This window comes from Nonomuraea sp. NPDC048881, from assembly GCF_040649795.1.
Taxonomy (GTDB): domain Bacteria; phylum Actinomycetota; class Actinomycetes; order Streptosporangiales; family Streptosporangiaceae; genus Nonomuraea.
Genome location: NZ_JBEZGC010000009.1, coordinates 256,800 through 282,333, shown reverse-complemented (window position 1 = coordinate 282,333; position 25,534 = coordinate 256,800). Strand labels below are relative to the sequence as shown.

21 protein-coding genes are annotated in these 25,534 nt (G+C 72.9%); all 21 read left to right on the top strand.

What is annotated here, in order from left to right:
* The first annotated feature begins 190 nt into the window (after nucleotides 1-190).
* The 21 genes from pyrR to rpe all read left to right on the top strand — a co-directional run bounded on the left by pyrR (nucleotide 191) and on the right by rpe (nucleotide 25,034).
* Nucleotides 191-736: a bifunctional pyr operon transcriptional regulator/uracil phosphoribosyltransferase PyrR gene (gene pyrR / locus AB0C33_RS30890; protein WP_352322601.1), complete on the top strand. Its 546-nt coding sequence runs from the start codon at nucleotides 191-193 to the stop codon at nucleotides 734-736.
* The gene (locus AB0C33_RS30885) at nucleotides 733-1,650 is read left to right on the top strand and encodes an aspartate carbamoyltransferase catalytic subunit (protein WP_352353188.1); all 918 of its coding nucleotides are present in this window, start codon (nucleotides 733-735) and stop codon (nucleotides 1,648-1,650) included. The genes pyrR and AB0C33_RS30885 overlap by 4 nt, the downstream gene beginning before the upstream one ends.
* A complete protein-coding gene (locus tag AB0C33_RS30880) occupies nucleotides 1,647-2,942 on the top strand; it encodes a dihydroorotase (RefSeq protein ID WP_352353187.1) in 1,296 nt (431 codons plus the stop codon). The genes AB0C33_RS30885 and AB0C33_RS30880 overlap by 4 nt, the downstream gene beginning before the upstream one ends.
* Nucleotides 2,939-4,045, top strand: a complete 1,107-nt coding sequence (gene carA / locus AB0C33_RS30875) for a glutamine-hydrolyzing carbamoyl-phosphate synthase small subunit (RefSeq protein ID WP_358294009.1) — start codon at nucleotides 2,939-2,941, stop codon at nucleotides 4,043-4,045. The genes AB0C33_RS30880 and carA overlap by 4 nt, the downstream gene beginning before the upstream one ends.
* A complete protein-coding gene (gene carB / locus AB0C33_RS30870; RefSeq protein ID WP_352322597.1) occupies nucleotides 4,032-7,319 on the top strand; it encodes a carbamoyl-phosphate synthase large subunit in 3,288 nt (1,095 codons plus the stop codon). The genes carA and carB overlap by 14 nt, the downstream gene beginning before the upstream one ends.
* A 37-nt stretch (nucleotides 7,320-7,356) precedes the next feature.
* Nucleotides 7,357-8,208, top strand: coding sequence for a dihydroorotate dehydrogenase electron transfer subunit (locus AB0C33_RS30865; protein WP_358294007.1), 852 nt, complete (start codon nucleotides 7,357-7,359; stop codon nucleotides 8,206-8,208).
* The gene (locus AB0C33_RS30860) at nucleotides 8,198-9,175 is read left to right on the top strand and encodes a dihydroorotate dehydrogenase (protein ID WP_352353184.1); all 978 of its coding nucleotides are present in this window, start codon (nucleotides 8,198-8,200) and stop codon (nucleotides 9,173-9,175) included. Before AB0C33_RS30865 ends, AB0C33_RS30860 begins: the two co-directional genes overlap by 11 nt.
* On the top strand, nucleotides 9,172-9,870 hold the full coding sequence (gene pyrF, locus AB0C33_RS30855; RefSeq protein ID WP_358294005.1) for an orotidine-5'-phosphate decarboxylase: 699 nt from the start codon (nucleotides 9,172-9,174) through the stop codon (nucleotides 9,868-9,870). The genes AB0C33_RS30860 and pyrF overlap by 4 nt, the downstream gene beginning before the upstream one ends.
* Nucleotides 9,871-10,636: 766 nt before the next feature.
* Nucleotides 10,637-10,960 carry an integration host factor, actinobacterial type gene (gene mihF / locus AB0C33_RS30850; protein ID WP_020541698.1) on the top strand — a complete coding sequence of 108 codons (324 nt, stop codon included), beginning with the start codon at nucleotides 10,637-10,639 and terminating at the stop codon, nucleotides 10,958-10,960.
* Nucleotides 10,961-11,081: 121 nt separating this feature from the next.
* Nucleotides 11,082-11,669, top strand: a complete 588-nt coding sequence (gmk, locus tag AB0C33_RS30845) for a guanylate kinase (RefSeq protein WP_358294299.1) — start codon at nucleotides 11,082-11,084, stop codon at nucleotides 11,667-11,669.
* Nucleotides 11,670-11,674: 5 nt separating this feature from the next.
* Nucleotides 11,675-11,944: a DNA-directed RNA polymerase subunit omega gene (gene rpoZ / locus AB0C33_RS30840; RefSeq protein ID WP_043638590.1), complete on the top strand. Its 270-nt coding sequence runs from the start codon at nucleotides 11,675-11,677 to the stop codon at nucleotides 11,942-11,944.
* An 8-nt stretch (nucleotides 11,945-11,952) separates the two neighbouring features.
* Nucleotides 11,953-13,146 carry a bifunctional phosphopantothenoylcysteine decarboxylase/phosphopantothenate--cysteine ligase CoaBC gene (gene coaBC / locus AB0C33_RS30835; RefSeq protein ID WP_352353182.1) on the top strand — a complete coding sequence of 398 codons (1,194 nt, stop codon included), beginning with the start codon at nucleotides 11,953-11,955 and terminating at the stop codon, nucleotides 13,144-13,146.
* 127 nt (nucleotides 13,147-13,273) lie between these two features.
* Nucleotides 13,274-13,597 carry a hypothetical protein gene (locus tag AB0C33_RS30830; protein ID WP_358294002.1) on the top strand — a complete coding sequence of 108 codons (324 nt, stop codon included), beginning with the start codon at nucleotides 13,274-13,276 and terminating at the stop codon, nucleotides 13,595-13,597.
* Between the two features lie 174 nt (nucleotides 13,598-13,771).
* Nucleotides 13,772-14,959 carry a methionine adenosyltransferase gene (gene metK, locus AB0C33_RS30825; RefSeq protein ID WP_352322591.1) on the top strand — a complete coding sequence of 396 codons (1,188 nt, stop codon included), beginning with the start codon at nucleotides 13,772-13,774 and terminating at the stop codon, nucleotides 14,957-14,959.
* A gap of 621 nt (nucleotides 14,960-15,580) precedes the next feature.
* Nucleotides 15,581-18,193 carry a primosomal protein N' gene (locus AB0C33_RS30820; RefSeq protein WP_358294000.1) on the top strand — a complete coding sequence of 871 codons (2,613 nt, stop codon included), beginning with the start codon at nucleotides 15,581-15,583 and terminating at the stop codon, nucleotides 18,191-18,193.
* A gap of 49 nt (nucleotides 18,194-18,242) precedes the next feature.
* Complete coding sequence (locus AB0C33_RS30815; RefSeq protein ID WP_358293999.1) at nucleotides 18,243-19,712, top strand: hypothetical protein; 1,470 nt, start codon at nucleotides 18,243-18,245, stop codon at nucleotides 19,710-19,712.
* Between the two features lie 37 nt (nucleotides 19,713-19,749).
* On the top strand, nucleotides 19,750-21,096 hold the full coding sequence (locus tag AB0C33_RS30810) for a hypothetical protein (protein ID WP_358293997.1): 1,347 nt from the start codon (nucleotides 19,750-19,752) through the stop codon (nucleotides 21,094-21,096).
* A gap of 38 nt (nucleotides 21,097-21,134) precedes the next feature.
* A complete protein-coding gene (gene def / locus AB0C33_RS30805) occupies nucleotides 21,135-21,683 on the top strand; it encodes a peptide deformylase (protein ID WP_358293995.1) in 549 nt (182 codons plus the stop codon).
* Between the two features lie 2 nt (nucleotides 21,684-21,685).
* Nucleotides 21,686-22,615: a methionyl-tRNA formyltransferase gene (fmt, locus tag AB0C33_RS30800; protein WP_358293993.1), complete on the top strand. Its 930-nt coding sequence runs from the start codon at nucleotides 21,686-21,688 to the stop codon at nucleotides 22,613-22,615.
* Nucleotides 22,602-24,158 (top strand): transcription antitermination factor NusB, encoded by a 1,557-nt coding sequence (locus AB0C33_RS30795; protein WP_358293991.1) that lies wholly within the window; start codon nucleotides 22,602-22,604, stop codon nucleotides 24,156-24,158. Before fmt ends, AB0C33_RS30795 begins: the two co-directional genes overlap by 14 nt.
* A gap of 222 nt (nucleotides 24,159-24,380) precedes the next feature.
* Nucleotides 24,381-25,034 carry a ribulose-phosphate 3-epimerase gene (gene rpe, locus AB0C33_RS30790; protein WP_352353174.1) on the top strand — a complete coding sequence of 218 codons (654 nt, stop codon included), beginning with the start codon at nucleotides 24,381-24,383 and terminating at the stop codon, nucleotides 25,032-25,034.
* Nucleotides 25,035-25,534 lie beyond the last annotated feature (500 nt).

The following is a 25,534-nucleotide window of genomic DNA, read 5'->3' as shown; positions in this document are numbered from 1 at the left end:
ATACCTGTATGTCGGTAATTGCCAAATTCGCCGGGCCGGCGGGGGCGAACGGCCGGCCGGGACGCCCGCCACACCCGGACGGCAGGGCGGGGCGCTCACGTTGTACCAGGTAGCCCCTGGTACTGTGTGTCCCGACCAACACCCTTTTAAGACCCGTCCCGTGAGGCGGGAAAGGTGGTGAGATCCCTCCATGTCCGATTCCAGGGCCGTGCTCGAAGGCCCGGACATCCACCGGGCGCTGACCCGAATCGCGCACGAGATCCTCGAACGCACCAAGGGCGCCGGTGACGTAGTCCTCCTCGGCATCCCCACCCGCGGCGCCACGCTCGCCCGCCGGCTCGGCGACCGCGTCGAGCAGTTCGAAGGGCTCAAGATCCCCGTCGGCTCGATCGACATCACCATGTACCGCGACGACCTGCGCCGCGGCCCGGTCCGCCCGCTCGGGCGCACCGAGCTGCCGCCCGACGGCATCGACGGCAAGGTGGTCGTCCTCGTCGACGACGTGCTCTACTCCGGCCGCACCGTCCGCGCCGCGCTCGACGCGCTCAACGACCTCGGCCGCCCGACCGCCGTGCAGCTCGCCACGCTGGTCGACCGCGGCCATCGCGAGCTGCCCATCCGGGCCGACTACGTGGGCAAGAACCTGCCCACCGCCAAGAGCGAGAAGGTCAAGGTCTACCTCTCCGAGATCGACGGCCGCGACGCCGTCCTGCTCATGAAGGAGGACGACCGATGAACCGGCACCTCATCTCGGCCGGCGACCTGACCAAGGACGACGCGCTGCTCATCCTCGACACCGCCGAGGAGCTGGCCAGGGTCTCGGAACGATCCATCAAGAAGCTGCCCACGCTGCGCGGCCGCACGGTGGTCAACCTGTTCTTCGAGGACTCCACCCGCACCAGGATCTCCTTCGAGGCGGCGGCCAAGCGGCTCTCGGCCGACGTCATCAACTTCTCGGCCAAGGGGTCGAGCGTCTCCAAGGGCGAGTCGCTCAAGGACACCGCGCTCACCCTGGAGGCCATGGGCGCCGACGCCGTCGTCATCCGCCACGGCTCCTCCGGCGCGCCGCACCGGCTGGCCGGCTGGGTGCGCGGCAGCGTCGTCAACGCCGGCGACGGCACCCACGAGCACCCCACACAGGCGCTGCTCGACGCCTTCTCGATGCGCCGCCGTCTCGGCGGGCTCGACGGCCGCCGGGTCACCATCGTCGGCGACGTGCTGCACAGCCGGGTCGCCCGCTCCAACGTGCTGCTGCTCAACACGCTCGGGGCCGAGGTCACCCTCGTCGCGCCGCCCACGCTGCTGCCCGTCTCGGTCGGCACCTGGCCGTGCGAGGTGTCCTACGACTTCGACGCCGTGCTGCCCAAGTCCGACGCGGTCATGATGCTGCGGGTGCAGAAGGAGCGGATGAACGCCGCCTACTTCCCCAGCGAGCGCGAGTACTCCCGCCGCTACGGCCTCGACCGCGACCGCTTCGCCAAGATGCCGGACGAGGCCATCGTCATGCACCCCGGGCCGATGAACCGGGGCATGGAGATCGCCGCCGAGGTGGCCGACTCACCGCGCTCCACCATCGTGGAGCAGGTCGCCAACGGCGTGACCATCCGCATGGCCGTCCTGTACCTGCTGCTCGGGGGAGAGATCCAGTGATCATCAAGAACGTCAGGATCCTCGGCGGGGAGCCGGTGGACCTCCGGATCGCCGACGGGCGCATCGCCGAGATCGGCGCCGGCCTCGACGCCGGCCCCGGCGGCGAGACCGTCGACGGCGGCGGCGCGATCGCGCTGCCCGGCCTGGTCGACCTGCACACCCACCTGCGCGAGCCCGGCCGCGAGGACGCCGAGACCGTCCAGACCGGCACCCAGTCCGCGGCCCGCGGCGGCTACACCGCCGTGCACGCCATGGCCAACACCTCGCCCGTCGCCGACACCGCCGGCGTGGTCGAGCAGGTGTGGCGGCTCGGCCGCGAGTTCGGCCACTGCGACGTGCAGCCGGTCGGCGCGGTGACCGTAGGCCTGGAGGGCAGGCAGCTCGCCGAGCTCGGCGCGATGGCCGACTCGGCGGCCCGGGTCCGGGTCTTCTCCGACGACGGCAAGTGCGTCAGCGACGCCGTGCTGATGCGCCGCGCCCTGGAGTACGTCAAGGCGTTCGACGGCGTCGTCGCCCAGCACGCCCAGGAGCCCAGGCTCACCGAGGGCGCCCAGATGAACGAGGGCGTCGTCTCCGGCAGGCTCGGCCTGACCGGCTGGCCGGCGGTGGCCGAGGAGGCGGTCATCGCCCGCGACTGCCTGCTGGCCGCGCACGTCGGCTCCCGCCTGCACGTCTGCCACGTCTCCACCGCCGGCTCGGTCGAGATCATCCGCTGGGCCAAGTCCAAGGGCTGGAACATCACCGCCGAGGTCACCCCTCACCACCTGCTCCTCACCGACGACCTCGTCGAGGAGTCCCCGGTCGGCGCCTACAACCCGATCTACAAGGTCAACCCGCCGCTGCGCACGCACGCCGACGTCCAGGCGCTGCGCGCCGCGCTGGCCGACGGCACGATCGACGTCGTCGCCACCGACCACGCCCCGCACCCGGTCGAGGACAAGGAGACCGAGTGGCCGGCCGCGGCCATGGGCATGATCGGCCTGGAGACCGCGCTGAGCGTCGTCCAGGAGGCCATGGTCGAGACCGGGCTGCTCGACTGGGCCGGGGTCGCCGAGCGCATGTCGATCACTCCGGCCCGCATCGGCCGCCTGTCCGGCCACGGCCGTCCGCTGGAGCCGGGCGCGCCGGCCAACATCACGCTGTACGACCCGTCGGCCCGCACCGAGGTGGACCCCTCCGCCTACGCCTCCAAGAGCAGGAACACCCCGTACGAGGGGATGACGTTGCCCGGCCGGGTGGTCGCCACGTTCCTGCGCGGCACGCCGACCGTTCTCGAAGGGAAGCTGGTTTGAACACCGCGGTGCTCGTCCTGGAAGACGGCCGCGTCTTCCACGGAACTTCTTACGGCGCCGAAGGCGAGACGTTCGGCGAGATGGTCTTCAACACCGGCATGACCGGCTACCAGGAGACCCTCACCGACCCCTCCTACCACCGGCAGATCGTCGCCATGACGGCCCCGCACATCGGCAACACCGGCGTCAACGACGAAGACCCCGAGTCGGGCCGCGTCTGGGTCGCCGGGTACGTCGTGCGCGAGCCGTCCAGGATCGTCTCCAACTGGCGGGCCGACCGCTCGCTCGACGACTACCTCAAGCAGCAGGGCGTCGTCGGCATCGCCATCACCGGCACCCGCGCCCTGACCCGCCACCTGCGCGAGCGCGGCGCGATGCGGGCCGGCATCTTCTCGGCCCCCTCCGCGACGGTCGAGGAGCTCGTCGAGCGGGTGCGGCGCGCGCCCGCCATGGAGGGCGCCGACCTGGCCGCCGAGGTGGCCACGGCCGAGCCCTACGTCGTGCCCGCCGTGGGCGAGAAGCGCTTCACGGTCGCCGCCGTCGACCTCGGCATCAAGGGCATGACCCCGCACCGCATGGCCGAGCGCGGCTGCGAGGTGCACGTGCTGCCCGCCACGGCCACGTACGAGCAGATCATGGCGGTCGAGCCCGACGGCGTGTTCTTCTCCAACGGCCCCGGCGACCCCGCCACCGCCGACGTGTCGGCGCTGCGCAGCGTCCTTGAGGCCGGGGTGCCGTTCTTCGGCATCTGCTTCGGCAACCAGCTGTTCGGCCGGGCGCTCGGGCTGTCCACGTACAAGCTGCGCTACGGCCACCGCGGCGTCAACCAGCCGGTCCAGGACGTGCGCACCGGCAAGGTCGAGATCTCGGCCCACAACCACGGGTTCGCCGTCGAGGCGCCGATCGGCGAGCCGTTCGAGACCCCCTACGGCCCGGCCGAGGTCAGCCACGTCAACCTCAACGACCGGTGCGTGGAGGGCCTGCGCCTGCTCGACGGGCGCGCCTTCAGCGTCCAGTACCACCCCGAGGCCGCCGCGGGGCCGCACGACGCCGCTTATCTCTTCGACGAGTTCTGTGAGGTCATGAGCCGTGCCCAAGCGTGAGGACATCCGGTCGGTCCTGGTGATCGGCTCCGGCCCGATCGTGATCGGCCAGGCGTGCGAGTTCGACTACTCGGGCACGCAGGCCTGCCGCGTGCTGCGGGCCGAGGGCTTCCGCGTCATCCTGGTCAACAGCAACCCGGCCACGATCATGACGGACCCCGAGTTCGCCGACGCCACGTACGTCGAGCCGATCACCCCCGAGTACGTCGAGAAGATCATCGCCAAGGAGCGCCCCGACGCGCTGCTGCCCACCCTGGGCGGCCAGACCGCGCTGAACACCGCGGTCGCGCTGCACGAGTCGGGCGTGCTGGAGAAGTACGAGGTCGAGCTGATCGGCGCCGACTTCGACGCGATCCAGGCGGGCGAGAACCGCGAGAAGTTCAAGGAGATCGTCGCCAAGGTCGCCCGCGAGCACGGGCTGAACGCCGAGTCCGCCAAGTCGGTCATCTGCCACACCATGGAGGACTGCCTGGCCGCCGCCGGCGAGCTGGGCTACCCGCTGGTCGTACGGCCCAGCTTCACCATGGGCGGCGTCGGCTCCGGCTTCGCCTACGGCGAGGACGACCTGCGCCGCATCGCCGGCGCCGGCCTCGACGCCTCGCCGACCACCGAGGTGCTCCTGGAGGAGTCCATCCTCGGCTGGAAGGAGTACGAGCTGGAGGTCATGCGCGACAAGGCGGACAACGTCGTCATCGTGTGCTCCATCGAGAACATCGACCCGATGGGCGTGCACACCGGCGACAGCGTCACCGTCGCGCCCGCGCTGACCCTGACCGACCGCGAGTACCAGAACATGCGCGACGTGGCCATCGCGGTCATCCGCGAGGTCGGCGTGGACACCGGCGGCTGCAACATCCAGTTCGCCGTCGACCCGCGCACCGGGCGCATGATCGTCATCGAGATGAACCCGCGCGTCTCCCGCTCCAGCGCCCTGGCCTCCAAGGCCACCGGCTTCCCGATCGCCAAGATCGCCGCCAAGCTGGCCATCGGCTACACCCTCGACGAGATCCCCAACGACATCACCAAGGAGACCCCGGCCTCCTTCGAGCCGACCCTCGACTACATCGTGGTCAAGGTGCCGCGCTTCGCCTTCGAGAAGTTCCGCGGGGCCGACCGCACGCTGACCACGCACATGAAGTCCGTCGGCGAGGCCATGGCCATCGGCCGCTCCTTCACCGAGGCGCTGCAGAAGGCGCTGCGCTCGCTGGAGAAGAAGGACTCCGCCTTCACCTGGGCGGGACCCGTCCAGGACAAGGACGAGCTGCTGGCGGCCTGCCGCACCCCGCACGACGGGCGGCTGCGCACGATGCAGCAGGCCGTGCGCGCGGGCGCGACCGCGGCCGAGCTGTTCGAGGCCACCAGCGTCGACCCCTGGTTCCTCGACCAGCTCCTCCTGCTGGAGGAGGAGGCCCAGGAGATCGCCGCCGCGCCCGAGCTCACCGCCGCCGCGCTGACCCGCGCCAAGCACCACGGGTTCTCCGACGCGCAGATCGCCGAGATCCGCGGCGTCGAGGAGGCCCACGTGCGCGGCCTGCGCCACGCGCTCGGCGTGCGGCCGGTCTACAACACCGTCGACACCTGCGCCGCCGAGTTCGCCGCCAGGACGCCGTACCTGTACTCCACCTACGACGAGGAGACCGAGGTCCCCTCCGGCGAGCGGGAGAAGGTCATCATCCTCGGCTCCGGGCCCAACCGCATCGGGCAGGGCATCGAGTTCGACTACGCCTGCGTGCACGCCTCCTTCGAGCTGTCGCGGGCCGGGTTCGAGACCGTCATGGTCAACTGCAACCCCGAGACCGTCTCGACCGACTACGACACCTCCGACCGGCTCTACTTCGAGCCGCTCACGCTGGAGGACGTCCTGGAGGTCGTGCACGCCGAGCAGCAGACCGGCCCGGTCGTGGGCGTGATCGTGCAGCTCGGCGGCCAGACGCCGCTCGGCCTGGCGCAGGCGCTCAAGGACGCGGGCGTGCCCGTGGTCGGCACCTCGCCCGAGTCGATCCACCTGGCCGAGGAGCGCGGCGCGTTCGGGCGGGTGCTGGCCGAGGCCGGGCTGCCCGCGCCCAAGCACGGCACCGCGCTGACGGTGCCCGAGGCGCTGGAGATCGCCGGGGAGATCGGCTACCCGGTGCTCGTGCGGCCCTCGTACGTGCTCGGCGGGGCCGGCATGGCCATCGTCTACGACGACGAGACGCTGACGACGTACATGGCGGCCCAGGAGGGCGGCCACCCGGTCCTGGTGGACAAGTTCCTCGACGAGGCCATCGAGATCGACGTCGACGCGCTCTACGACGGCCAGGAGCTGTTCCTCGGCGGCGTCATGGAGCACATCGAGGAGGCCGGCATCCACTCCGGCGACTCGGCCTGCGCCCTGCCGCCGCTCACGCTCGGCAGCCACGACGTCAAGCGCATCCGCGCCGCCACCGAGGCCATCGCCGCCGGGGTGGGCGTGCGCGGGCTCCTGAACGTCCAGTACGCCATGTCGGCCGGCGTCCTGTACGTCCTGGAGGCCAACCCGCGGGCCAGCCGTACCGTGCCGTTCGTGTCCAAGGCGACGGCCACGCCGCTGGCCAAGGCGGCGGCCCGGGTGATGCTCGGCTCCTCGATCGCCTCGCTGCGCGCGGAGGGCATGCTGCCGGCCACCGGCGACGGCGGCACGCTGCCGCTGGAGGCGTCCATCGCGGTCAAGGAGGCCGTGCTGCCCTTCAACCGCTTCCGGGGCGTCGACACCGTGCTCGGGCCCGAGATGCGCTCCACGGGCGAGGTCATGGGCATCGACGCGTTCTTCGGCGTGGCGTTCGCCAAGTCCCAGGCCGGGGCCTACGGCGAACTTCCGACCAAGGGACGCGCGTTCGTGTCCGTGGCCAACAGGGACAAGCGTGCGATGATCTTCCCTGTGAAGGCACTGGCCGACCTCGGCTTCGAGATCCTCGCCACCGAGGGCACGGCCGAGGTGCTGCGCCGCAACGGTGTCCATGCCAAGATCGTGCGAAAGCACAGCGAGGGGACCGGGCCCGGAGGTGAGCCTACGAGCGTGCAGGCGATTCTCGACGGCGAGGTGGACCTGATCGTCAACACGCCGTTCGGCAGCCCCGGTCAGTCCGGGCCGCGCCTGGACGGCTACGAGATCCGCACCGCTGCGGTGCTGCGCGGCATCCCGTGCATCACCACCGTCGCGGGGCTGGCCGCGGCGGCGGCCGGGATCCAGGCGATCGTCCGCGGCGACGTCGGCGTGCGGTCACTCCAGGAGCACGCACAGGCACTACGCGGCTGACCCGCGCGGGAGGTGAAGACGACTGGCCGGCACACCTGTGCAGGTGACGGGCACGGTGCTGACGACGCGCCGGGTCGACGCCTACCATGCGCTGACGGTGGTGGCGCCCGGCATCGCCGAGCGTTACCGCCCCGGCCACTTCGTCTCCGTGGCGGTCGGCGGGGCCCACACGTCGATGGTGACGCGCCGCGCGCTGTCCATCCATGACGTCAAGTCCGACTACGGCGGCACGGTCGAGCTCGTCTTCACCGTCGCCGGGGCGGGCACGTCCTGGCTGGCCGAGCGGCGCGCCCGCGACACGCTCGACCTGGTCGGGCCGCTCGGCCGGCCCTTCCCGCTGCCGCGCGACCCGGTCAACTGCGTGCTGGTCGGCGCCGAGTACGGCTCTGCCGTGCTGTTCCCGCTGGCCGACGCGCTGCTGGCGCGCGGCTGCCGGGTCGACTTCGTGCTCGGCGGCGCCGGGGCCGACCGCGTCTTCGGCGCCATGCGGGCCCGCCGCATCGCCGAGACGACGACCCTGACCACCGAGGACGGCTCGCTCGGCCTGCGCGGCAAGGTCACCGACGCGCTGCCCTCGGTGATCGCCGACACCCGGGCCGACGCCGTCTACGCCTGCGCGCCCATGCCGGCGCTGCGGGCGGTCACGGCGGTGGCGATGGAGTTCGACATCCCCGTGCAGGTGGCCGTCGAGGAGCAGATGGCCTGCGGCATCGGGGTGTGCATGACGTGCGTCATCCCCGTCATCGGCGACGACGGCGCGACCAGGATGGTCCGCGCGTGCGCGGAGGGACCGGTGTTCCGGGGGGAACGGGTGCGCTTCGAGGACGTGGGAACGATCCCGTTCGACGCGCTCGGCGCCCCCGGAGGCGGTGCTCGACATGTCAGTTGATATGCGTACGTTTCTGGCGCACGTCGAGCTGGCGAACCCCGTCACCACGGCCGCCGGCTGCGCGGGCTCCGGACGCGAGCTCGCCCAGTTCTTCGACCTCCACCGGCTCGGCGCGCTGACCACCCGGTCCATCACCATGGCCCCCCGGGCCGGCCGGCCGACCCCGCGCATGGCCGAGACGCCCTCCGGCATGCTCAACGCCGTCGGGCTCCAGGGGCCGGGCATCGAGGCGTTCCTGGAGCGCGAGCTGCCCTGGCTGGCCCAGCGCGGCATCAAGACCATCGTCTCGATCGGCGGCGGCACCGTCGCCGAGTACTCCGAGCTGGCCCGCAGGCTCGCCGACGCGCCCGGGGTGACCGCGCTGGAGGTCAACCTTTCTTGCCCGAACATGGAGGACAGAGGGCGTGTCTTCGCGCGCGAGGGCAGCGCCGCGGCCGAGGTGATCGCCTCTGTGCGCTCCATCATGCGCTACGACGTCCCCGTGGTGGCCAAGCTCGCGCCCGACGTGGCCGACATCGTCTCGGTCGCGCGCGCCTGCGTGGACGCCGGGGCGGACGCCCTGTCCATGATCAACAACCCGCTCGGCATGGCCATCGACACCGAGGCGCTGCGTCCGTCGCTGGCCGCCGTCACCGGAGGGCTGTCGGGGCCCGCCATCCTGCCCCTGGCCGTCCGGTGCGTGTGGCAGGTGCACGCGGCCCTGCCCGGGGTGCCGCTGATCGGCATGGGCGGCGTGATGACCGGCAGGGACGCCTTCCAGCTCATCCTGGCGGGCGCCTGCCTGGTCGGGGTGGGCACCGCGCTGTTCCACGACCCCTACGCGTGCCTGCGCATCGAGCGCGAGCTGGAGGACCTGCTGCGGGCACGCGGCTTCCAACGCCTGGCCGACGCCGTCGGCCTGGCCCACCGGCCGCCGGGGAGCGCTCCCCGGCACCTTCTAGTCGACTCCGAGGAGAGCTCCCCTTGACGCCCGCACCCATCGCCGTCGCCCTCGACGCCCCCGACCTGGAGACCGCCGCCAGGTGGGCGAGCCTGGTGACGCCGCACGTCAGCACCATCAAGGTGGGCCTGGAGCTGTACCTGCGCTACGGCCCCGACGTGATCGCCTCCGTGCGCGGCGCCAGCGGCGTCCAGATCTTCCTCGACCTCAAGCTGCACGACATCCCCAACACCGTCGCGGGCGCCGCCAAGGCCGTCGCCCGCCTGCGTCCGGCCATCCTGACCGTGCACGCGGCCGGCGGGGCCGCCATGATCCGGGCCGCGGTCGAGGCCGCCCCGCAGACCAAGATCGCCGCTGTGACGATCCTCACCTCGCTGGACGAGTCCGACCTCGACCGCATGGGCCTGGCCGGACCGGCCGACGAGGCCGTGCGCCGCTTGGCCGCCCTGTCGGTCGAGGCCGGGGCCACGGCGCTGGTGTGCTCGCCCAACGAGGTCGCGGCGGTGCGGGCCGAGGTGGGGCCCGGCATCACCCTCATCACGCCGGGCGTGCGCCCTCAGGGGGCCGACGTCCAGGACCAGGTGCGCGTGGCGACGCCCGAGCAGGCGCTGGCCGACGGCGCCGACCTGCTGGTCATCGGGCGTCCGATCACGGGCGCGGCCGACCCGGGAGCGGCGGCCGCCGCCATCGCCGCCTCACTGCGCCGCACGACCGCCTCCTGAACCCCGGCCGGGGCCCCGGCCCCGGCCACCCGCCTCCCACGCGCCGCGCCGGCTCCCGGTTCGCGCGGGCCCCGGCCTCGGGCACCCGCCTCCGGCCCCCGCGCCGACCCGCCGCGGCGGCTCCCGGCTCGGGCGTGGCCGCGCGAGGGCAGGGCTCTCCGCGGCGCGCCTCTCTGCGCGCTTCCGGTGTGCGCGGAGGTGAGCCTCTGCGCGCAGGCGGGGACGCGCTCTCTGCGTGCGCGGAAGCGTGCTTGTCCGCGGAGGCGGAGGTGTGCTTCCGGTGGGCGCGGTTCTCCGCGGGGGCGGAGGCGCGCTTCTGGCGTGCCGCGAGGTGTGCTTGTCCGCGGGGAGGCGGGGGCACGATCGTCGCGTGCGCGGAGGGGTGTTCTCCGTGCGGGCGCGGGGCATGGCGGCAGGTGTCGCCGGACCGTTCGCGCAGCCCTCGCTTCACAAGATCGTAATGCATCCGCCGGGCGTTCGCGCACCCTTCCCGATTCTGGTTTCGGTCCTGGTCCGGCCCTGGTTTCGGACATCGTCCGGTGCCGCGCGGGCGATCTTCGCCCTGTTCCGGGACGCCGTCCGGAGCGGACGCGCGAAGCGGGAAGTGAGGGCGATTTGATCAGCAGTGTGTAATTTTACGCTCACGGACAGTGATGAAGTGGATTTTGTGAGGAGAGAAACCGCTCTTGACGTTGCTTAGGGGGCGATGACCAGCTAGTTTCCCTTCCCGTCCGAGTACATCGACAGAAATTCGAGGTGACCCGGCGTGGCTCTTCCTCCCCTGACCCCTGAGCAGCGCGCCGCAGCCCTTGAGAAGGCTGCCAAGGCCCGTAAAGAGCGTGCCGAGGTCAAGAACCGGCTCAAGCATGGCGCGGTTTCTCTGGCTGAGGTGCTCAAGGATGGGCAGACCGACGACGTCATCGGCAAGATGAAGGTGTCGGCCCTGTTGGAATCGCTCCCCGGCGTGGGCAAGGTCCGCGCCAAGCAGCTCATGGAGCGGCTTGCCATCGCCGAGTCCCGCCGCGTGCGGGGTCTCGGCGCGAACCAGAGGGCTTCCCTCGAGCGCGAGTTCGGTGGCAACGAGAGCTAATCTCTGTTCCACAAGAAAGCGCAGGTTCAACGGGGGGTAGGAAGTGACCGACAGGTCCTGGTCCGGCGAAGCAAGGGCCCACGAGGCAGTCGGATCGGGAGCGAAGGTCGGCTTCCTCCCCCTGAGCAGGAGGCGTCTGACGGTCCTGTCAGGGCCGTCGGGCGTCGGCAAGTCCACGGTCGTCGCCGAGCTCCGGCGGGCACACCCCGAGGTGTGGCTGTCGGTCTCGGTGACCACCAGGAGGCCCCGTCCCGGCGAGGTCAACGGGGTCCACTACTTCTTCGTCGACGGCGAGGAGTTCGACCGGCTCGTCGAAGCCGGCGAGCTGCTGGAGTGGGCCGAGTTCGCGGGCAACCGCTACGGCACCCCGCGCGAGCCGGTGCTGGACAAGCTCGCCCAGGGCGTGCCGACCGTCCTGGAGATCGACCTGGAAGGCGCCAGGCAGGTGCGCACCACCATGCCCGACGCCCTGCTGGTCTTCCTGGCCCCCCCGACGTGGGAGGAGCTGGAGAAGCGGCTGCGCGGCCGCGGCACCGAGCCGGAGGACGTCATCGAGCGCCGGCTCAAGGCCGGGCGGGTCGAGATGGCGGCAGAGTCGGAGTTCGACCTCACGCTGGTGAACACGAGTGTCCAAGAAGTGTGCCACCGGCTGATAGCCTTGATGACTGACCCTCAGGGGGTCACCACCACCATCAACCGAGAGGTCTGACAATCGTGGCAGGCACCACCCCGGCCGCGGAGGGCATCACCAACCCGCCGATCGACGCGCTGCTCGACATCGTCGACAGCAAGTACTCCCTGGTGATCATGGGCGCCAAGCGCGCCCGCCAGATCAACGCCTACTACTCCCAGCTCGGCGAGGGCCTGCTGGAATACGTCGGGCCGCTGGTCGAGACGCATGCTCAGGAGAAGCCGCTGTCCATCGCGCTGCGCGAGGTCTCCGAGGGCCTGCTCAACGCCGAGCCCATCGAAGGCGCGGTCTGACCCCTTCGATGAAGGTCGTCCTCGGCGTCAGCGGCGGCATCGCCGCGTACAAGGCATGTGAGCTGCTGCGGCTGTTCACCGAGTCAGGTCACGAGGTGCGGGTCGTGCCGACCCGCGAGGTCCTGCGTTTCGTGGGCGAGCCCACGTGGGCCGCCCTGTCGGGCAACCCCGTGACCGCCGACGTCTGGGACGACGTTCACGAGGTGCCCCACGTCCGCATCGGCCAGCGCGCCGATCTCGTCGTGGTGGCGCCGGCGACCGCCAACACCCTGGCCAAGGCGGCCCACGGGCTCGCCGACGACCTGCTGACCAACACGCTGCTGACGGCGCGCTGCCCGGTCGTGTTCGCCCCGGCCATGCACACCGAGATGTGGCAACATCCGGCCACCCGCGCCAACGTCGCGACCCTGCGCGAGCGCGGGGCCGTCGTCATCGACCCGGCCGTGGGGCGCCTCACCGGCGCCGACACCGGCCCCGGCCGCCTGCCCGACCCCGCCGAGATCTTCCAGGTCTGCCTGCGTGTGCTGCGCGGCAGGCCGCGCGACCTGGCCGGACGCAAGGTGGTGATCTCCGCCGGGGGCACCCGCGAGGCGATCGACCCGGTCCGCTACATCGGCAACCGCTCGTCCGGCCTGCAGGGGTACGCCCTGGCCCGCACGGCGGTCGCGCGTGGCGCGGAGGTGACCCTCGTGGCGGCCAACGTCGCCCTCCCCGATCCCGCGGGGGCCGCCGTGGTGCGGGTGGGGTCCACGGCCGAGCTGCGCGAGGCGGTGCTGGCCGCCACCGAGAAGGCCGACGCCGTCGTCATGGCGGCCGCGGTGGCCGACTTCCGCCCGGCGTCCCGGCACGAGACGAAGATCAAGAAGACCGACGGCGAGCCCGATCCCATCCACCTGACGAAGAATCCCGACATCCTGGCCGAGCTGGGCCGGCTGCGGCGCGAGGGCGGCGCCGGTCCGCGGGTGATCGTCGGGTTCGCGGCCGAGACCGACGACGTGCTCGCCAACGGGCAGGCCAAGCTGGCCAGGAAGGGCTGCGACCTGCTGGTCGTCAACCAGGTGGGGGAGGGGCTGGCGTTCGGCACGCCCGACAACGCCGCCACCGTCCTCGTCGCCGGCGGCGAGCCGGTCGAGGTGCCGCGCGGCCCCAAGGACGACGTCGCCGACGCCGTCTGGGACCTGGTCGCGCCCCGTCTGTCCTGACGCGCGTTTTTCGCGCAAGAACGATTACCTGATCGCCAGTTGCGGCACCCCGGACGCCTACCGATACTTGGGGGCAAAGGGGGACGGAATGCCGGTGGGTTCCGCTGTCAGGGAACGTTGCAGGAGATTGCTGGAGGACCAGGGAGGTATCCGTTACGTCTTCCCCGCGTTGTCCGTGGGGCCGACGGGAACGGGCCACTTCCTCATCGTCGTCACCGATTCGTCCGTCTCGGTGCTCACCACCAGGACCCTCAGGAGCGACCGGCCGGTCGCGGTGTTCGCCACGTACCCGCGGCACACCAGGCTCGGCCCGATCCTGCCCGGACCGTTCATCGAGCTCGGCACCACCGTGTTCGAGTTCGACGAGGAGTACGCGGCGGTGGTGTCCGCCGCCGACGCCGAGGTCTTCGCGCCCGAGACGCTGCCGCCGGATCCCCTTCCCGACCTGTGACCGGTCACAGGTCCGGGCACATGCCGGACACATGCCGGACATGTGACCGGACACGGACACGGGACGGTTTCGCGACCGGCCGCCGGGTGGGGCTAGACTTCGGCGAGGCCCTGGCGTGTTCTTCCGTCCCGGGCCCAACATCCGTCAGCAGCCGCTGCATGAGGAGCCACTGAGTTGTCACGTCGCCTGTTCACCTCCGAGTCGGTCACCGAAGGCCACCCGGACAAGATCGCCGACCAGATCAGTGACGCGATTCTCGACGCCATGCTCAAGGACGACCCCAAGAGCCGGGTCGCCGTCGAGACGCTGATCACTACCGGCCAGGTCCATGTCGCAGGCGAGGTCACGACCGAGACCTACGTCGACATCCCCGGCGTCATCCGGGAGAAGATCCTGGAGATCGGCTACGACGCTTCCCACAAGGGCTTCGACGGCGCCTCCTGCGGCGTGTCGGTGTCCATCGGCGCGCAGTCGCCCGACATCGCCCAGGGTGTCGACGACGCCTACGAGCACCGCGTGGGCGGCGACGCCGACGAGCTCGACCGCCAGGGCGCCGGCGACCAGGGCCTGATGTTCGGCTACGCCTGCCGCGAGACGCCGGAGCTGATGCCGCTGCCGATCACGCTCGCGCACCGGCTCGCCCAGCGCCTGTCCGAGGTCCGCAAGACCGGCAAGGTTCCCTACCTGCGCCCCGACGGCAAGACCCAGGTCACCATCGAGTACGACGGCGACAAGCCCGTCCGCCTCGACACCGTGGTCGTCTCCACCCAGCACGCGGCCGAGATCGACCTCAAGGAGATGCTCGCCCCCGACATCAAGGAGCACGTGGTCGACCCCGTGCTCGATGGTCTGGAGATCGAGACCGAGGGCTACCGGCTGCTGGTCAACCCGACCGGCCGCTTCGAGATCGGCGGCCCGATGGGCGACGCCGGCCTGACCGGCCGCAAGATCATCATCGACACCTACGGCGGCATGGCCCGCCACGGCGGTGGCGCGTTCTCGGGCAAGGACCCGTCCAAGGTCGACCGCTCGGCGGCCTACGCGATGCGCTGGGTGGCCAAGAACGTCGTCGCGGCCGGGCTGGCCGACCGGTGCGAGGTGCAGGTCGCGTACGCGATCGGCAAGGCGCAGCCGGTGGGTCTGTTCGTGGAGTGCTTCGGCACCGAGAAGCTGCCGGTGGAGCAGATCCAGGCGGCCGTGCTGCGCGTCTTCGACCTGCGTCCGGCCGCGATCATCCGCGACCTCGACCTGCTGCGCCCGATCTACTCCGAGACCGCCGCCTACGGGCACTTCGGCCGTGAGGGCTTCTCCTGGGAGTCCACCGACCGCGCCGAGGCCCTTCGGACGGCTGCGGGTCTCTGACCTACTCGGTTTCTGGTTGTTTCGTGCAGGTGCCGCATTTGGCCCTTTTGAGGGTTGGGTGCGGCACTTGTCGTCGGCTGGGGTGGTTCGGTGCGGGCGTTCGCCTGGTCTCTTGAGGGCCGCAGGCTCGCCGGTGGCTGCTGATCTTTTGAGGGGCGGCGGGCTCGCTGGTGGCTGCTGATCTCTTGGGGCTGAGGGCTCGCGGGTGGCTGCTGGGCTGACGCTCTCTTCTGCCGCGCCTGCGGCCCGGTGACGATCTCGGGCTGGTCTCCTGGACGGCGGCTTCGGCGGCGGCGGTCGGTGGCCATCGAGGGCTCGTCGCCCGTGCTCTGTGGGCGTCGGGGGCTCGTCAGCCGTGTTCGGTGGCGACGGCTGTGCTCGGTGTGAGGCGGCTTCTGGTGGGGGGCTGCGTTTCTTCGGTGCGGGCGGGCTCATCCGTCTTCGCGGGGGCGTTCCTGATCGGGTCTGGCGGTGGGCGCGGGTCTGCGTGCTCGTCGCGTCCTGAGTGCTCTCCTGCGCTGTTCGGGCTGGTGGGGGAGTGGGTGGCCGGTGGGGGCGGTGTGGGGGTGTGCGCCGGTGGTGTGGGGATGGCGGGGCGCGGGGTCTGGTAGACGTTAGTGCGTGACCCACTCCGACGACGCCCTCCTGCCGCTCGACGCCGTGCGGCCGCCTGCGTCGTCCAAGGACACCAAGGGGGCGGTGGTCGCGGCGCCCGAGCGGCCCGTCGCGCGGGTGGTCGTGGACAGCCCGCTGCCGCACCTCGACCGGCCCTTCGACTACCTGGTGCCCGCCGCCATGCACGAGGCGGCCCGGCCGGGGGTGCGGGTGCGGGTGCGGTTCGCGGGCAAGCTGATCGACGCGTTCCTGCTGGAGCGGGTGGACGAGAGCGACCATGAGGGCAAGCTGACGCCGCTCGAACGCGTGGTCTCGCCCGAGCAGGTGCTCACGCCGGAGATCGCCGGTCTGGCCCGCGCGGTGGCCGACCGTTACGCGGGCACCCTCACCGACGTGCTGCGCCTGGCCATTCCACCGCGCCACGCCAAGGCCGAGGCGGAGGTTCCGCCTCCAGCAGACCCGCCTCCCGCCGAATCGCCCGCCGCCGATCTGGCCCCGCCGGCCCTCCCCTCCGGCGAGGCGGCGCAGAGCGCTTCCCCGGACGTGGCCCGAGCCGCCGCGAGTGCGTCTCCCGTCGCGGTCCAGGCGGCTGAGCCTGGGGCTCCGGCCGCGGCCCGAGCCGCCGGGAGCGGGGTTGCCGACATCGTCCGGGCCACCGGAAGCGAATCTGCCGCCGTCGCGGTCGCACAGGTCGCTTCGGGTGCGCCTGTCGCGATCGGGGGAGCGCGAGACGTGGAGGGCTCGTCCTTCTCGGGACGGGGCCTGGAACCGGCGGCCCCGATGGACGGGCGGGCCGAGCAGGACGGCACCCCGCGCCGGGTCGAGCCCCGCCCTGCGAAGGCCCCCGCGCGCGGACGGACGGCGGCCCGTCCGGAGCACATGAACGGGACGGACGCCCCCGAACGGCCGGCAGAGGGCCGCAAGAGCGCCTGGGACGCCTACCCGACCGGCCCCTCCTTCCTGGACGCCCTGCGCCACGGCCGCGCCCCCCGCGCCGTGTGGTCCGCGCTGCCCGGCGCCACGGGATGGGCCGGAGCCATGGCGGAGGCGGTGCTCGCCACCCTCGACGGCGGGCGGGGAGCGGTCCTCGTGGTGCCCGACGGCAAGGACGTCGCGCTGGCGGACGCCGAGTTCGAGCGGCTGCTCGGCCCCGGCAGGCATGTGGCGCTCACGGCCGACCTCGGACCCGCCGAGCGGTACAGGCGATGGCTGAAGGTCCTCAGAGGCCAGGTGCGCGCCGTCGTGGGCACCCGGGCCGCCATGTTCGCCCCCGTCGCGGAGCTCGGCCTGGCGGCCATCTGGGACGACGGCGACGACCTGCACGCCGAACGCCTGGCCCCCTACCCCCACGCCAGGGAGGTCCTCGGCCTGCGCGCCCACCGTACGGGCGCGGCCATGCTGATCGGCGGCTACGCGCGCACGGCCGAGGCCACCCAGCTCATCGCCGCGCGCTGGGCGAGGCCGATCGTGGCCGCCCGCACGACGATCAGGAGCCTGGCCCCGCGGGTGCGTCCCGCCGGTGAGGACGCCGAGCTGGCCAAGGACCAGGCGGCCCGGCAGGCGAGGCTGCCCAGCCTGGCCTGGCGGGCGCTGCGCCAGGGGCTGGAGAGCGGGCCGGTGCTGGTCCAGGTGCCCAGGCGCGGTTACCTGCCGGCGCTGGCCTGCGGCCACTGCCGCGCCCCGGCGCGCTGCGTCCTGCCGCCCACCAGGATCGCCCCGCACCTGGCCGCGCCGGTCCCCGGCGGCCGGCAGACGGCGGCTCTCGGCGAGGCGGAGCCGGACGCCGGAGCTCTGAGCACCGCCACGGACGCGACGGGCGGGACGCCGGAAGGTCACGGGAGCGGCGAGTCGCTGTGCCACGGGCCGCTCGCGCTCAGAGCCGGGCACGCCGCCCCCTACTGCCGCTGGTGCGGCCGGGTGGACGCCGACTGGCGGTGCCCGTCCTGCGGCAGCCCCCGGTTGCGGGCGGTCGTCACGGGGGCCCGGCGCACCGCCGAAGAGCTGGGGCGGGCCTTTCCGTCGGTGCAGGTGCGCACGTCCGGCCGCGACGGCGTGCTGGCCGGCGTGCCCGCCGCGCGCGCCCTCGTGGTCGCCACGCCCGGCGCCGAGCCGGTGGCCGAGGGCGGCTACGCGGCGGCGGTGCTGCTCGACGGATGGGCGCTGCTCGGCCGGGCCGACCTGCGGGCGGGGGAGGAGACGCTGCGCCGGTGGATGAACGCCGCCGCGCTGCTGCGGCCCTCCGCCGAGCTGGTGGTGCTCGGGGACGCCGGGCTGCCGTCCGTGCAGGCGCTGCTGCGGTGGGATCCGATCACGCACGCCGAGCGCGAACTGGGCGACCGGGCCGAGCTCGGGTTCCCGCCCGCCGTGCGGATGGCGACGCTGACGGGTTCGGCGAGCGCCGTCCGGCAGATGCTCGACGAGGTGCGTCTCCCGCCGGACGCCCAGGTGCTGGGCCCGGTCCCGGTCGACGAGTCGGGCCTGGAACGGGCCATGATCCGGGTACGGCGCGGCGGCGGGGCGGCGTTGTCGGCCGCGCTCAAGGGGGCCAGTGGGGTGCGTGCGGCGCGTAAGACACCAGATGTCGTGAGGGTGAGTGTCGACCCACTCGACCTGATTTAGACCGTTTCCCCGATTCGCTCATCTGTTGGTCAGCCGTTAGCGTGCCCCTGTGTCGATCGAATGGGTGAACCAGGCCATCGACGACCTGCGCGCATGGGGGCGCGCGCGGGAAGTCGAAGTGGACGCGGACGAGGTCCGCCTGCTCTGCGACTACGCCAGCGACTATCTCAACGTCAACGAACTGCGCGACTTCACGCCGGAGACCTTCGACGAGCTGCTGCTGTCCATCTACCCGCGCAAGGTCATCGCGCCGCCCGAGAGCGCGCCCGAGACCGTGGCGGCCGCCCGCACGCTGGTGGACTACCTCGGCGAGGCCGGTCACGCCAGCCCGGCCACCGTGGCCGGCATGCGCGCCCGGCTCGACGACATCGGCCCCCGCATGCCCGAGGCGCTGGCCGACCCGGCCAACTTCGGCATGGCCAAGAGCCTGTTCAGCTCGATCGGGCCCGAATCGCTCGAACAGGCGGTGCCGATCCCGTCCGGGGAGCTGCCCGACCTGGGCGAGGCGCCGTGCGACTGTCCGGGCTGCACCCCGCTGCCCGCCGTCCGGCTGGCCTCGGAGGAGGAGCTGACCGAGGCGCTGCGGACCGTTCCGGAGCTGGCCGGCGGCCCCCCACCGGGCGACGGCGAGCCGCTGGACGCCTGGGCCGCGACCGTGGCCCGGCTGCTGGAGGACGACACCGGCGGCGAGATCACCGGCCACGCCGAGCTCGACGAGGGCCTCTACGACCTGTTCGACATGCTCTACCGCCTCCAGGCGCCGGTGCCGCTCCAGGTCGTCGCCGACTACCTGGAGGAGGTCTCGGGCGAGGGCGGCATCGACGTGGCCGGGGCGCTCGACCAGCTGGCCGGGTGGGGCATGGTCCGCCTCGACGGCGCGGCGGCCGAGCTGACGCCGCTGGCGGTCTGGGGGCTGCGCGAGCACTACCTCTCGCTCGGCCTCGACGCCCCGGTCGCCCCCGACCTGGGCGAGGCCGACGCGCGCGGCCTCATCGAGGGGCTGCTCGAAGGGCTGCCCGCCGAGCTGGCCGAGCAGGACATCTCCCGCTGGCTGTCCGGCCGCGCGCCGGGCGAGGCCGCGGCCGAGCTGCTGACCGCCGCCTCCGGCGCGCCCGCCGTGGCCCGCGGCATCGCGATCACCATCGTCGACCGGCTGGGCGCCGAGGCCGAGCCGCAGGTGCGCGACCACCTCGACGACCAGGAGTTGCGCCCGCACGTCATACACTGGCTGGCCGCACGTGGTCTCGGCGCGCCGCCGCTCACCCAGGACGAACTGCTCTGGGTCAGCGTCGACATGCTCGCCCTGGCGATGCCCGCCGCGCGGGAGGATCCGGAGATCTTCGCCGAGAACATGGCGGCGTCCGGTCCGCCGGCCCATCTGATCGAGGAGATGTGGCGGGTCGACCACCCCGACGTCGTCGAGGTTCTGGAGCTGCTCGGACGCTCCATCCCCGACGACACGGTGGCCAAGGCGGCGCGCAAGGCGGCGTTCAAGGCGCGCTCCCGTGCCATCCGTTGAGTACGTCCTTGTGACTGCTGTGCAGTAAGTTTCCTGGGTGGCAAACAATGTCTTCGACCTCGCCGAGCTGCGCAAGCTGATCGATGAGCAGGCCGCCGTGCCTCCACGGCCACCTGAGGAGACCTCCGTGGAGCACGAGGCGCTGACCTTCCCGCCCGTCCTGCTGGCGAGCGACGCCGAGCTGGCCCGCGCGGTGCCCGCGGTGCCGCTCGTCGCCGACGCCATCCGCCTGACCGCCTGGACGGGCAGCCGCGAGGTGGGCGCCGACGGCATGCTGAGCGAGTCCGACGCCAGGGCCGCCGCGGAAGAGCTGGGGCTCCAGGAGTCGCGGCTGCGGCTCATCTGGATCGTCGCGGTCAACACCGGCCTGCTGCGCATCCTCGGCGGCCGGGCCTCCCGCGGCCCGCTGTCGATGCAGCTCACGGTCGAGGCCACGCTGGAGTTCTGGGACGGCGTGGTGATGGACGTCCTCGACCGCGCCGACGAGGGCCTGACCGGCTCCTCCGTGGTCGACGACCACCTGGCCGAGATGCTGGCCACGATCTACTCGGTGCGCTCCGGCGTGGCCGTGGGCAACCTGGCCAGGGGCATCCTGCAGTCGCACGAGGTCGCCTGCGCGCCCGGCCCGGTCGAGATGCGCAGACTGGCCGCCGCGCTGCCGGCCGAGCTGCTGGAGGCGGTCTCGCTGCTGGCGTACTGCGGGCTGGTGGAGCAGACCGAGGCCGGGCGCACGGCGCTCACCCCGCTCGGGGTCTGGGCCGTCCGGCGCGACCTGCTGCGCGAGGGCCACGACGCGCCCACCGCCGCCGAGGTGCAGGTCTTCGCCGACCTGTCGGCCGCCGAGCTGGTCGAGGCACTGGTGAAGGGCACCGCCACGCAGAGCGCCGTGGCGGGCTGGCTGGAGCGGCGGCCCCCCGAGGCGGCCGCCCGCGAGCTGATCGAGATCGCCGCCTCCGGCACCGCCGGGCAGCGCGGCGCGGTCGGCGCGATCCTGGAGGAGCTGGGCCCCGAGGCCGAGCAGCCCGTGCGGCAGGCGCTCGACCACCCGCTCACGCGCCGCTACGCCGCCTCCTGGCTGCACATCCGCGACCTGGAGGCCCCGCCGCTCAGCCCCGAGGACCACACCTGGATCGCGGTCGACAACCTCGCCGCGCTCATGCACCTGTCCGGTCCGGCCGCGGGCCGCCTCGACATGCCCGAGCCGGGCGAGGACCTGATCAAGCTCGTCGGCGAGATGCCCGCGGTCGGCCACCCCGACACGCTGGCCGTGCTCGACATGCTCGCCGGCTCCCACGACGACCGGGCGGTGGCCAAGGCGGCGCGCAAGGCCGCGATGAAGGCCCGCTCCCTGCGCCACGACCGGCCGCCGGCCCACCGCCGGTAAACTGGGCTGATCCACGTTCGAGAACAGGAGTGAGCCCCTTGGCGATCCAGTCGATCCGGCTGTTCGGAGATCCGGTGCTGCGCACCCCGGCGGCCCCGGTCGTCGACTTCGACAAGGAGCTCCGCAAGCTGGTCAAGGACCTCACCGACACGATGATGGACGCCCCGGGCGCGGGCCTGGCGGCCCCGCAGATCGGCGTCGGCCTGCGGGTGTTCACCTACTACGTCGACGACCAGCTCGGCCACCTCATCAACCCCGACCTCGACCTGTCGGCCGACCTCGACGAGGAGGGCGAGGAGGGCTGCCTGTCCTTCCCCGGCCTGTCCTACCCGACGCCGCGCGCCGTCCGCGCCGTGGCCAAGGGCTTCGACATGCACGGCGAGCCGGTCACGCTGGAGGGCACCGACCTGATGGCCCGCTGCTTCCAGCACGAGACCGACCACCTCGACGGCATCCTGTTCATCGACCGCATGGACCCCAAACAGCGCAAGCTGGCCATGAAGGCGATCCGCGAGGCCGAGTGGAGCGGCCTGTCCGCCCCCGTGATCAAGATGTCGCCGCACGCCACCGGCGGAAGGGCGCTCTGACGATGCGGCTGGTCTTCGCGGGCACACCCGAGACGGCGCTGCCGTCGCTGCGCATGCTGATCGACTCGCCGCGGCACGAGGTCGTGGCCGTCATCACCCGTCCCGACGCCCAGTCAGGGCGGGGGCGCAAGGTCCACCCCTCGCCGGTGGCCGAGCTCGCGGAGGAGGCCGGCATCGAGGTGCTGCGCCCGGCCAAGGTCGGCGACCCCGCCTTCCTCGACACGCTGCGCGCGCTGGAGCCCGACTGCTGCCCGGTGGTGGCCTACGGCGCGCTGTTGCCGCAGTCGGCCCTCGACGTGCCCCGCCACGGCTGGATCAACCTGCACTTCTCGGTCCTGCCGGCCTGGCGCGGGGCGGCGCCCGTCCAGCACGCGGTGCTGCACGGCGACGAGATCACCGGCGCCACGACGTTCCAGATCGTCAAGGAGCTCGACGCGGGCCCGGTCTACGGCGTCGTCACCGAGGAGATCCTGACCCACGACACCAGCGGCTCCCTTCTCGAACGCCTGTCGGTCTCCGGCGCCGGCCTGCTGGCCGCCACGCTCGACGGCGTCGAGGACGGCGCGCTGGAGGCCCGTCCCCAGCCGCTCGACGGCGTGACGATCGCGCCCAAGATCAACGTCGCCGACGCGCGGGTCGACTGGTCCAAGCCCGCCATGCGGGTCGACCGCCTGATCCGCGCCTGCACCCCCGGCCCGGGGGCGTGGAGCGAGTTCAGGGGCCAGCGGGTGAAGCTCGGGCCGGCCAAGGTCGCCGTCCAGGCCGACCGGCTCGCGCCCGGCCGGATCCTGGCCACGAAGAGCCACGTGCTCGTCGGCACCGCCACCGACCCGGTCGAGCTGGGCGAGGTGCAGCCGCAGGGCAAGCGGGCGATGGGGGCGGTCGAGTGGGCGCGCGGCGTCCGGCTTGCGAGTGACGATGCCTTCGCGTGAACCCCGCCGGTCGCCGGCCGGCTCCACGGGCACCAGGCCCCGCGGAGCGAACCGCCCGCGCCGCCCCGCCCGTGACCACGCCCGCAACGCCGCCTTCGACCTCCTGCGGGCCGTCGACGAGCGCGACGCCTACGCCAACCTGCTCCTGCCGCGGCTGCTGCGCGAGCGCGACATCCGCGGGCGCGACGCGGCGCTGGCCACCGAGCTGGCCTACGGCACGCTGCGCGGCCTCGGCACCTACGACGCGATCATCGAGATGTGCAGCGACCGGGCGCCCGACCCGGCCGTGCGCGACGCCCTGCGGCTGGGGGCCCACCAGCTCCTGCGCATGCGCGTCCCGCCGCACGCCGCCGTCGGCACCACCGTCGATCTCGTACGCCTGCGCATCAGCCAGGGCGCGGCCAAGTTCGTCAACGCGGTGCTGCGCAAGATCGGCTCGCGCGAGCTGGAGGACTGGATCCCCATCGTCGCGCCCGACTCCGACCAGGACCCGGTCGGCCATCTGGCCGTCGCCTACGGGCATCCCCGGTGGATCGTCTCGGCCTTCCGCGACGCGCTGGGCGGCGGCGGGGAGCTGGCCGACCTGCTCGACGCCGACAACGTCCGGCCGCTGGTGACGCTGGTCGCGCGGCCGGGGCGCAGCTCGGTGGCCGAGCTGGCCGAGTCCGGGGCCGCGCCCGGCCGTTACTCGCCGTACGCGGCCTACCTGCGCGAGGGCGACCCCGGGCAGATCGAGGCCGTGGCCGAGACCCGCGCGGCCGTCCAGGACGAAGCCAGCCAGCTCGTGGCGCTCGCCCTGACCCGCGTGCCGCTCGACGGCGAGGACGAGCTCTGGCTCGACATGTGCGCCGGGCCGGGCGGCAAGGCGGGCCTGCTCGACGCCGTCGCCACGTACGGCGACCTGGCGGGCCTCGACGGCGAGCGCCGTCCGGGCGACGGCGAGCGCCGTCCGGGCGAGGGCGACGCGGCGGGCGACGGCGGCGCGGCGGGTGACGGCGGCGCGGCGGGTGACGGCGGCGCGGCGGGCGGCGGCCCTGTGGCGTTCCCCGGTGGGGCGCGGGTGCTGGCCGCCGACGTGCAGTACCACCGGGCGCGGCTGGTCTGGCAGACCACCAGGACCGCCTCGGTCGTCACCGCCGACGGCACCGAACCCGCCTGGCGGCCCGGGGTGTTCGACCGGGTCATGCTCGACGCCCCCTGCACGGGGCTGGGCGCGCTGCGGCGGCGTCCGGAGGCCCGGTGGCGGCGCGACCCGGCCAGCATCGCCGAGCTGGGCGCGTTGCAGCGGCGGCTGCTCGGTACGGCCCTCGACGCCGTGCGCCCGGGTGGGGTGGTGGCGTACGTGACCTGCTCGCCGCACCTGGCCGAGACGCGCGTCGTGGTCGGCGACGTCATGGGCCGCAGGGGTGACGTGGAGCAGCTCGACGCGCGCGACTACCTGCCGGAGGTCGACGGGCTCGGCGACGGCCCGTACGCGCAGTTCTGGCCCCACCGCCATGGCACCGACGCCATGTTCCTGGCCCTCCTCCGCAAACGCCCCTGACCCCGCTCGCCCCTCGCCCGCGAGCTCGGCGTCTGCGTGCTGGGTGTCTGCGTGCTGGACGCGCGCGTCCCGGACCGCCGCGTGCTGGACTCCCGCGTGTCGGGCGCCCACGCGTTGGGCGCCCGTCCGCTCCTCTCGCGTCCCTTGCCCGTGTGGTGGCGGGGTTGGCGTGGTGGTAGGGGGCGTCGAGGGGGAGCGGGCGGTTCAATAGACTGGCGCATCATGGCCGTACAGATCTCGCCCAGCATCCTCGCCGCCGACTTCGCGCGGCTGGCCGACGAGGCCGCCGCCGTGCCGAACGCCGACTGGCTGCACGTGGATGTCATGGACTACCACTTCGTGCCCAATCTCACCCTCGGGCTGCCCGTGGTGGAGTCCCTGCGCAAAGCCACCCAGACGCCCCTCGACTGCCACCTCATGATCGCCGACCCCGACCGCTGGGCCCCCCAGTACGCCGAGGCCGGAGCGGGCAGCGTGACCATCCACGCGGAGGCGTCCAAGGCGCCGGTGCGGACGTTGCGCGAGATCCGGTCGCTCGGCGCCAGGGCGGGGCTCGCGCTCAACCCGGCCACGGCGGTGGAGCCGTTCGAGGGGCTGTTCGGCGAGATCGACATGCTGCTGCTGATGACGGTCGAGCCCGGGTTCGGGGGGCAGAAGTTCCTCGACATGGTGCTGCCGAAGGTGCGGGCGGCGCGGGCGATGATCGAGCGGCACGGCGGGTCGGTCTGGCTGCAGGTCGACGGGGGTGTGACGGCCGAGACGATCGAGCGCTGCGCGGAGGCGGGCGCCGACGTGTTCGTGGCCGGCAGCGCCGTCTACGGGGCCGCCGACCCGGTGGCCGCGATCGACGCCCTCCGTGCCGCCGCCACTCGCTGACCCTCCCTCGGCACTCGCCCAAGGTTCCCCGGCACTCGCCTGACGTTCCCGGGCACTCGCCGACCGTTCCCGCCACCCGCTGACCCTTCCCGTCTACCGCTGCCCCTTCCCGCCACGGGCGTGCCCCGCGCGCCCCCGTGGCTCCTCCGCTCCTCCGCAAGGTGTGGTCGGTGGCAGGGATGGGCGGCTCCGTCGCCTCACCACGAGGCGTGCGCCGCACTGGGCGGAACCCCGCGAGGCCCGCCAGGCACTCCCGCGGCCTCTCCGCGAGGCGCGCACCACAGTCCTGCCGCCGCGCCTCGGTCCACTGGGGTGCGGGCCCGCTGAGGGGCGCACGCCCTCTGGGGCACGCGCTCACTGAAGCTGCGGGCCAGAGGAGTTACATGCCCACTGGGGTGCAGGCTCACCAGGGGTGCAGACCCGTTCGGGGTGCAGGTCCGCTCGGGGGCGGGGCCAAGGGAGCGCAGGCTCACTTGGCTCACACCGTGGTGCGCGGCCGA

Bases quoted from the DNA above. Each gene is read 5' to 3' on its own strand.
- pyrR (WP_352322601.1), top strand. From the start codon at position 191: ATGTCCGATTCCAGGGCCGTGCTCGAAGGCCCGGACATCCACCGGGCG.
- AB0C33_RS30885 (WP_352353188.1), top strand. From the start codon at position 733: ATGAACCGGCACCTCATCTCGGCCGGCGACCTGACCAAGGACGACGCG.
- AB0C33_RS30860 (WP_352353184.1), top strand. From the start codon at position 8,198: ATGTCAGTTGATATGCGTACGTTTCTGGCGCACGTCGAGCTGGCGAAC.
- coaBC (WP_352353182.1), top strand. From the start codon at position 11,953: ATGAAGGTCGTCCTCGGCGTCAGCGGCGGCATCGCCGCGTACAAGGCA.
- fmt (WP_358293993.1), top strand. From the start codon at position 21,686: ATGCGGCTGGTCTTCGCGGGCACACCCGAGACGGCGCTGCCGTCGCTG.
- AB0C33_RS30795 (WP_358293991.1), top strand. From the start codon at position 22,602: ATGCCTTCGCGTGAACCCCGCCGGTCGCCGGCCGGCTCCACGGGCACC.
- rpe (WP_352353174.1), top strand. From the start codon at position 24,381: ATGGCCGTACAGATCTCGCCCAGCATCCTCGCCGCCGACTTCGCGCGG.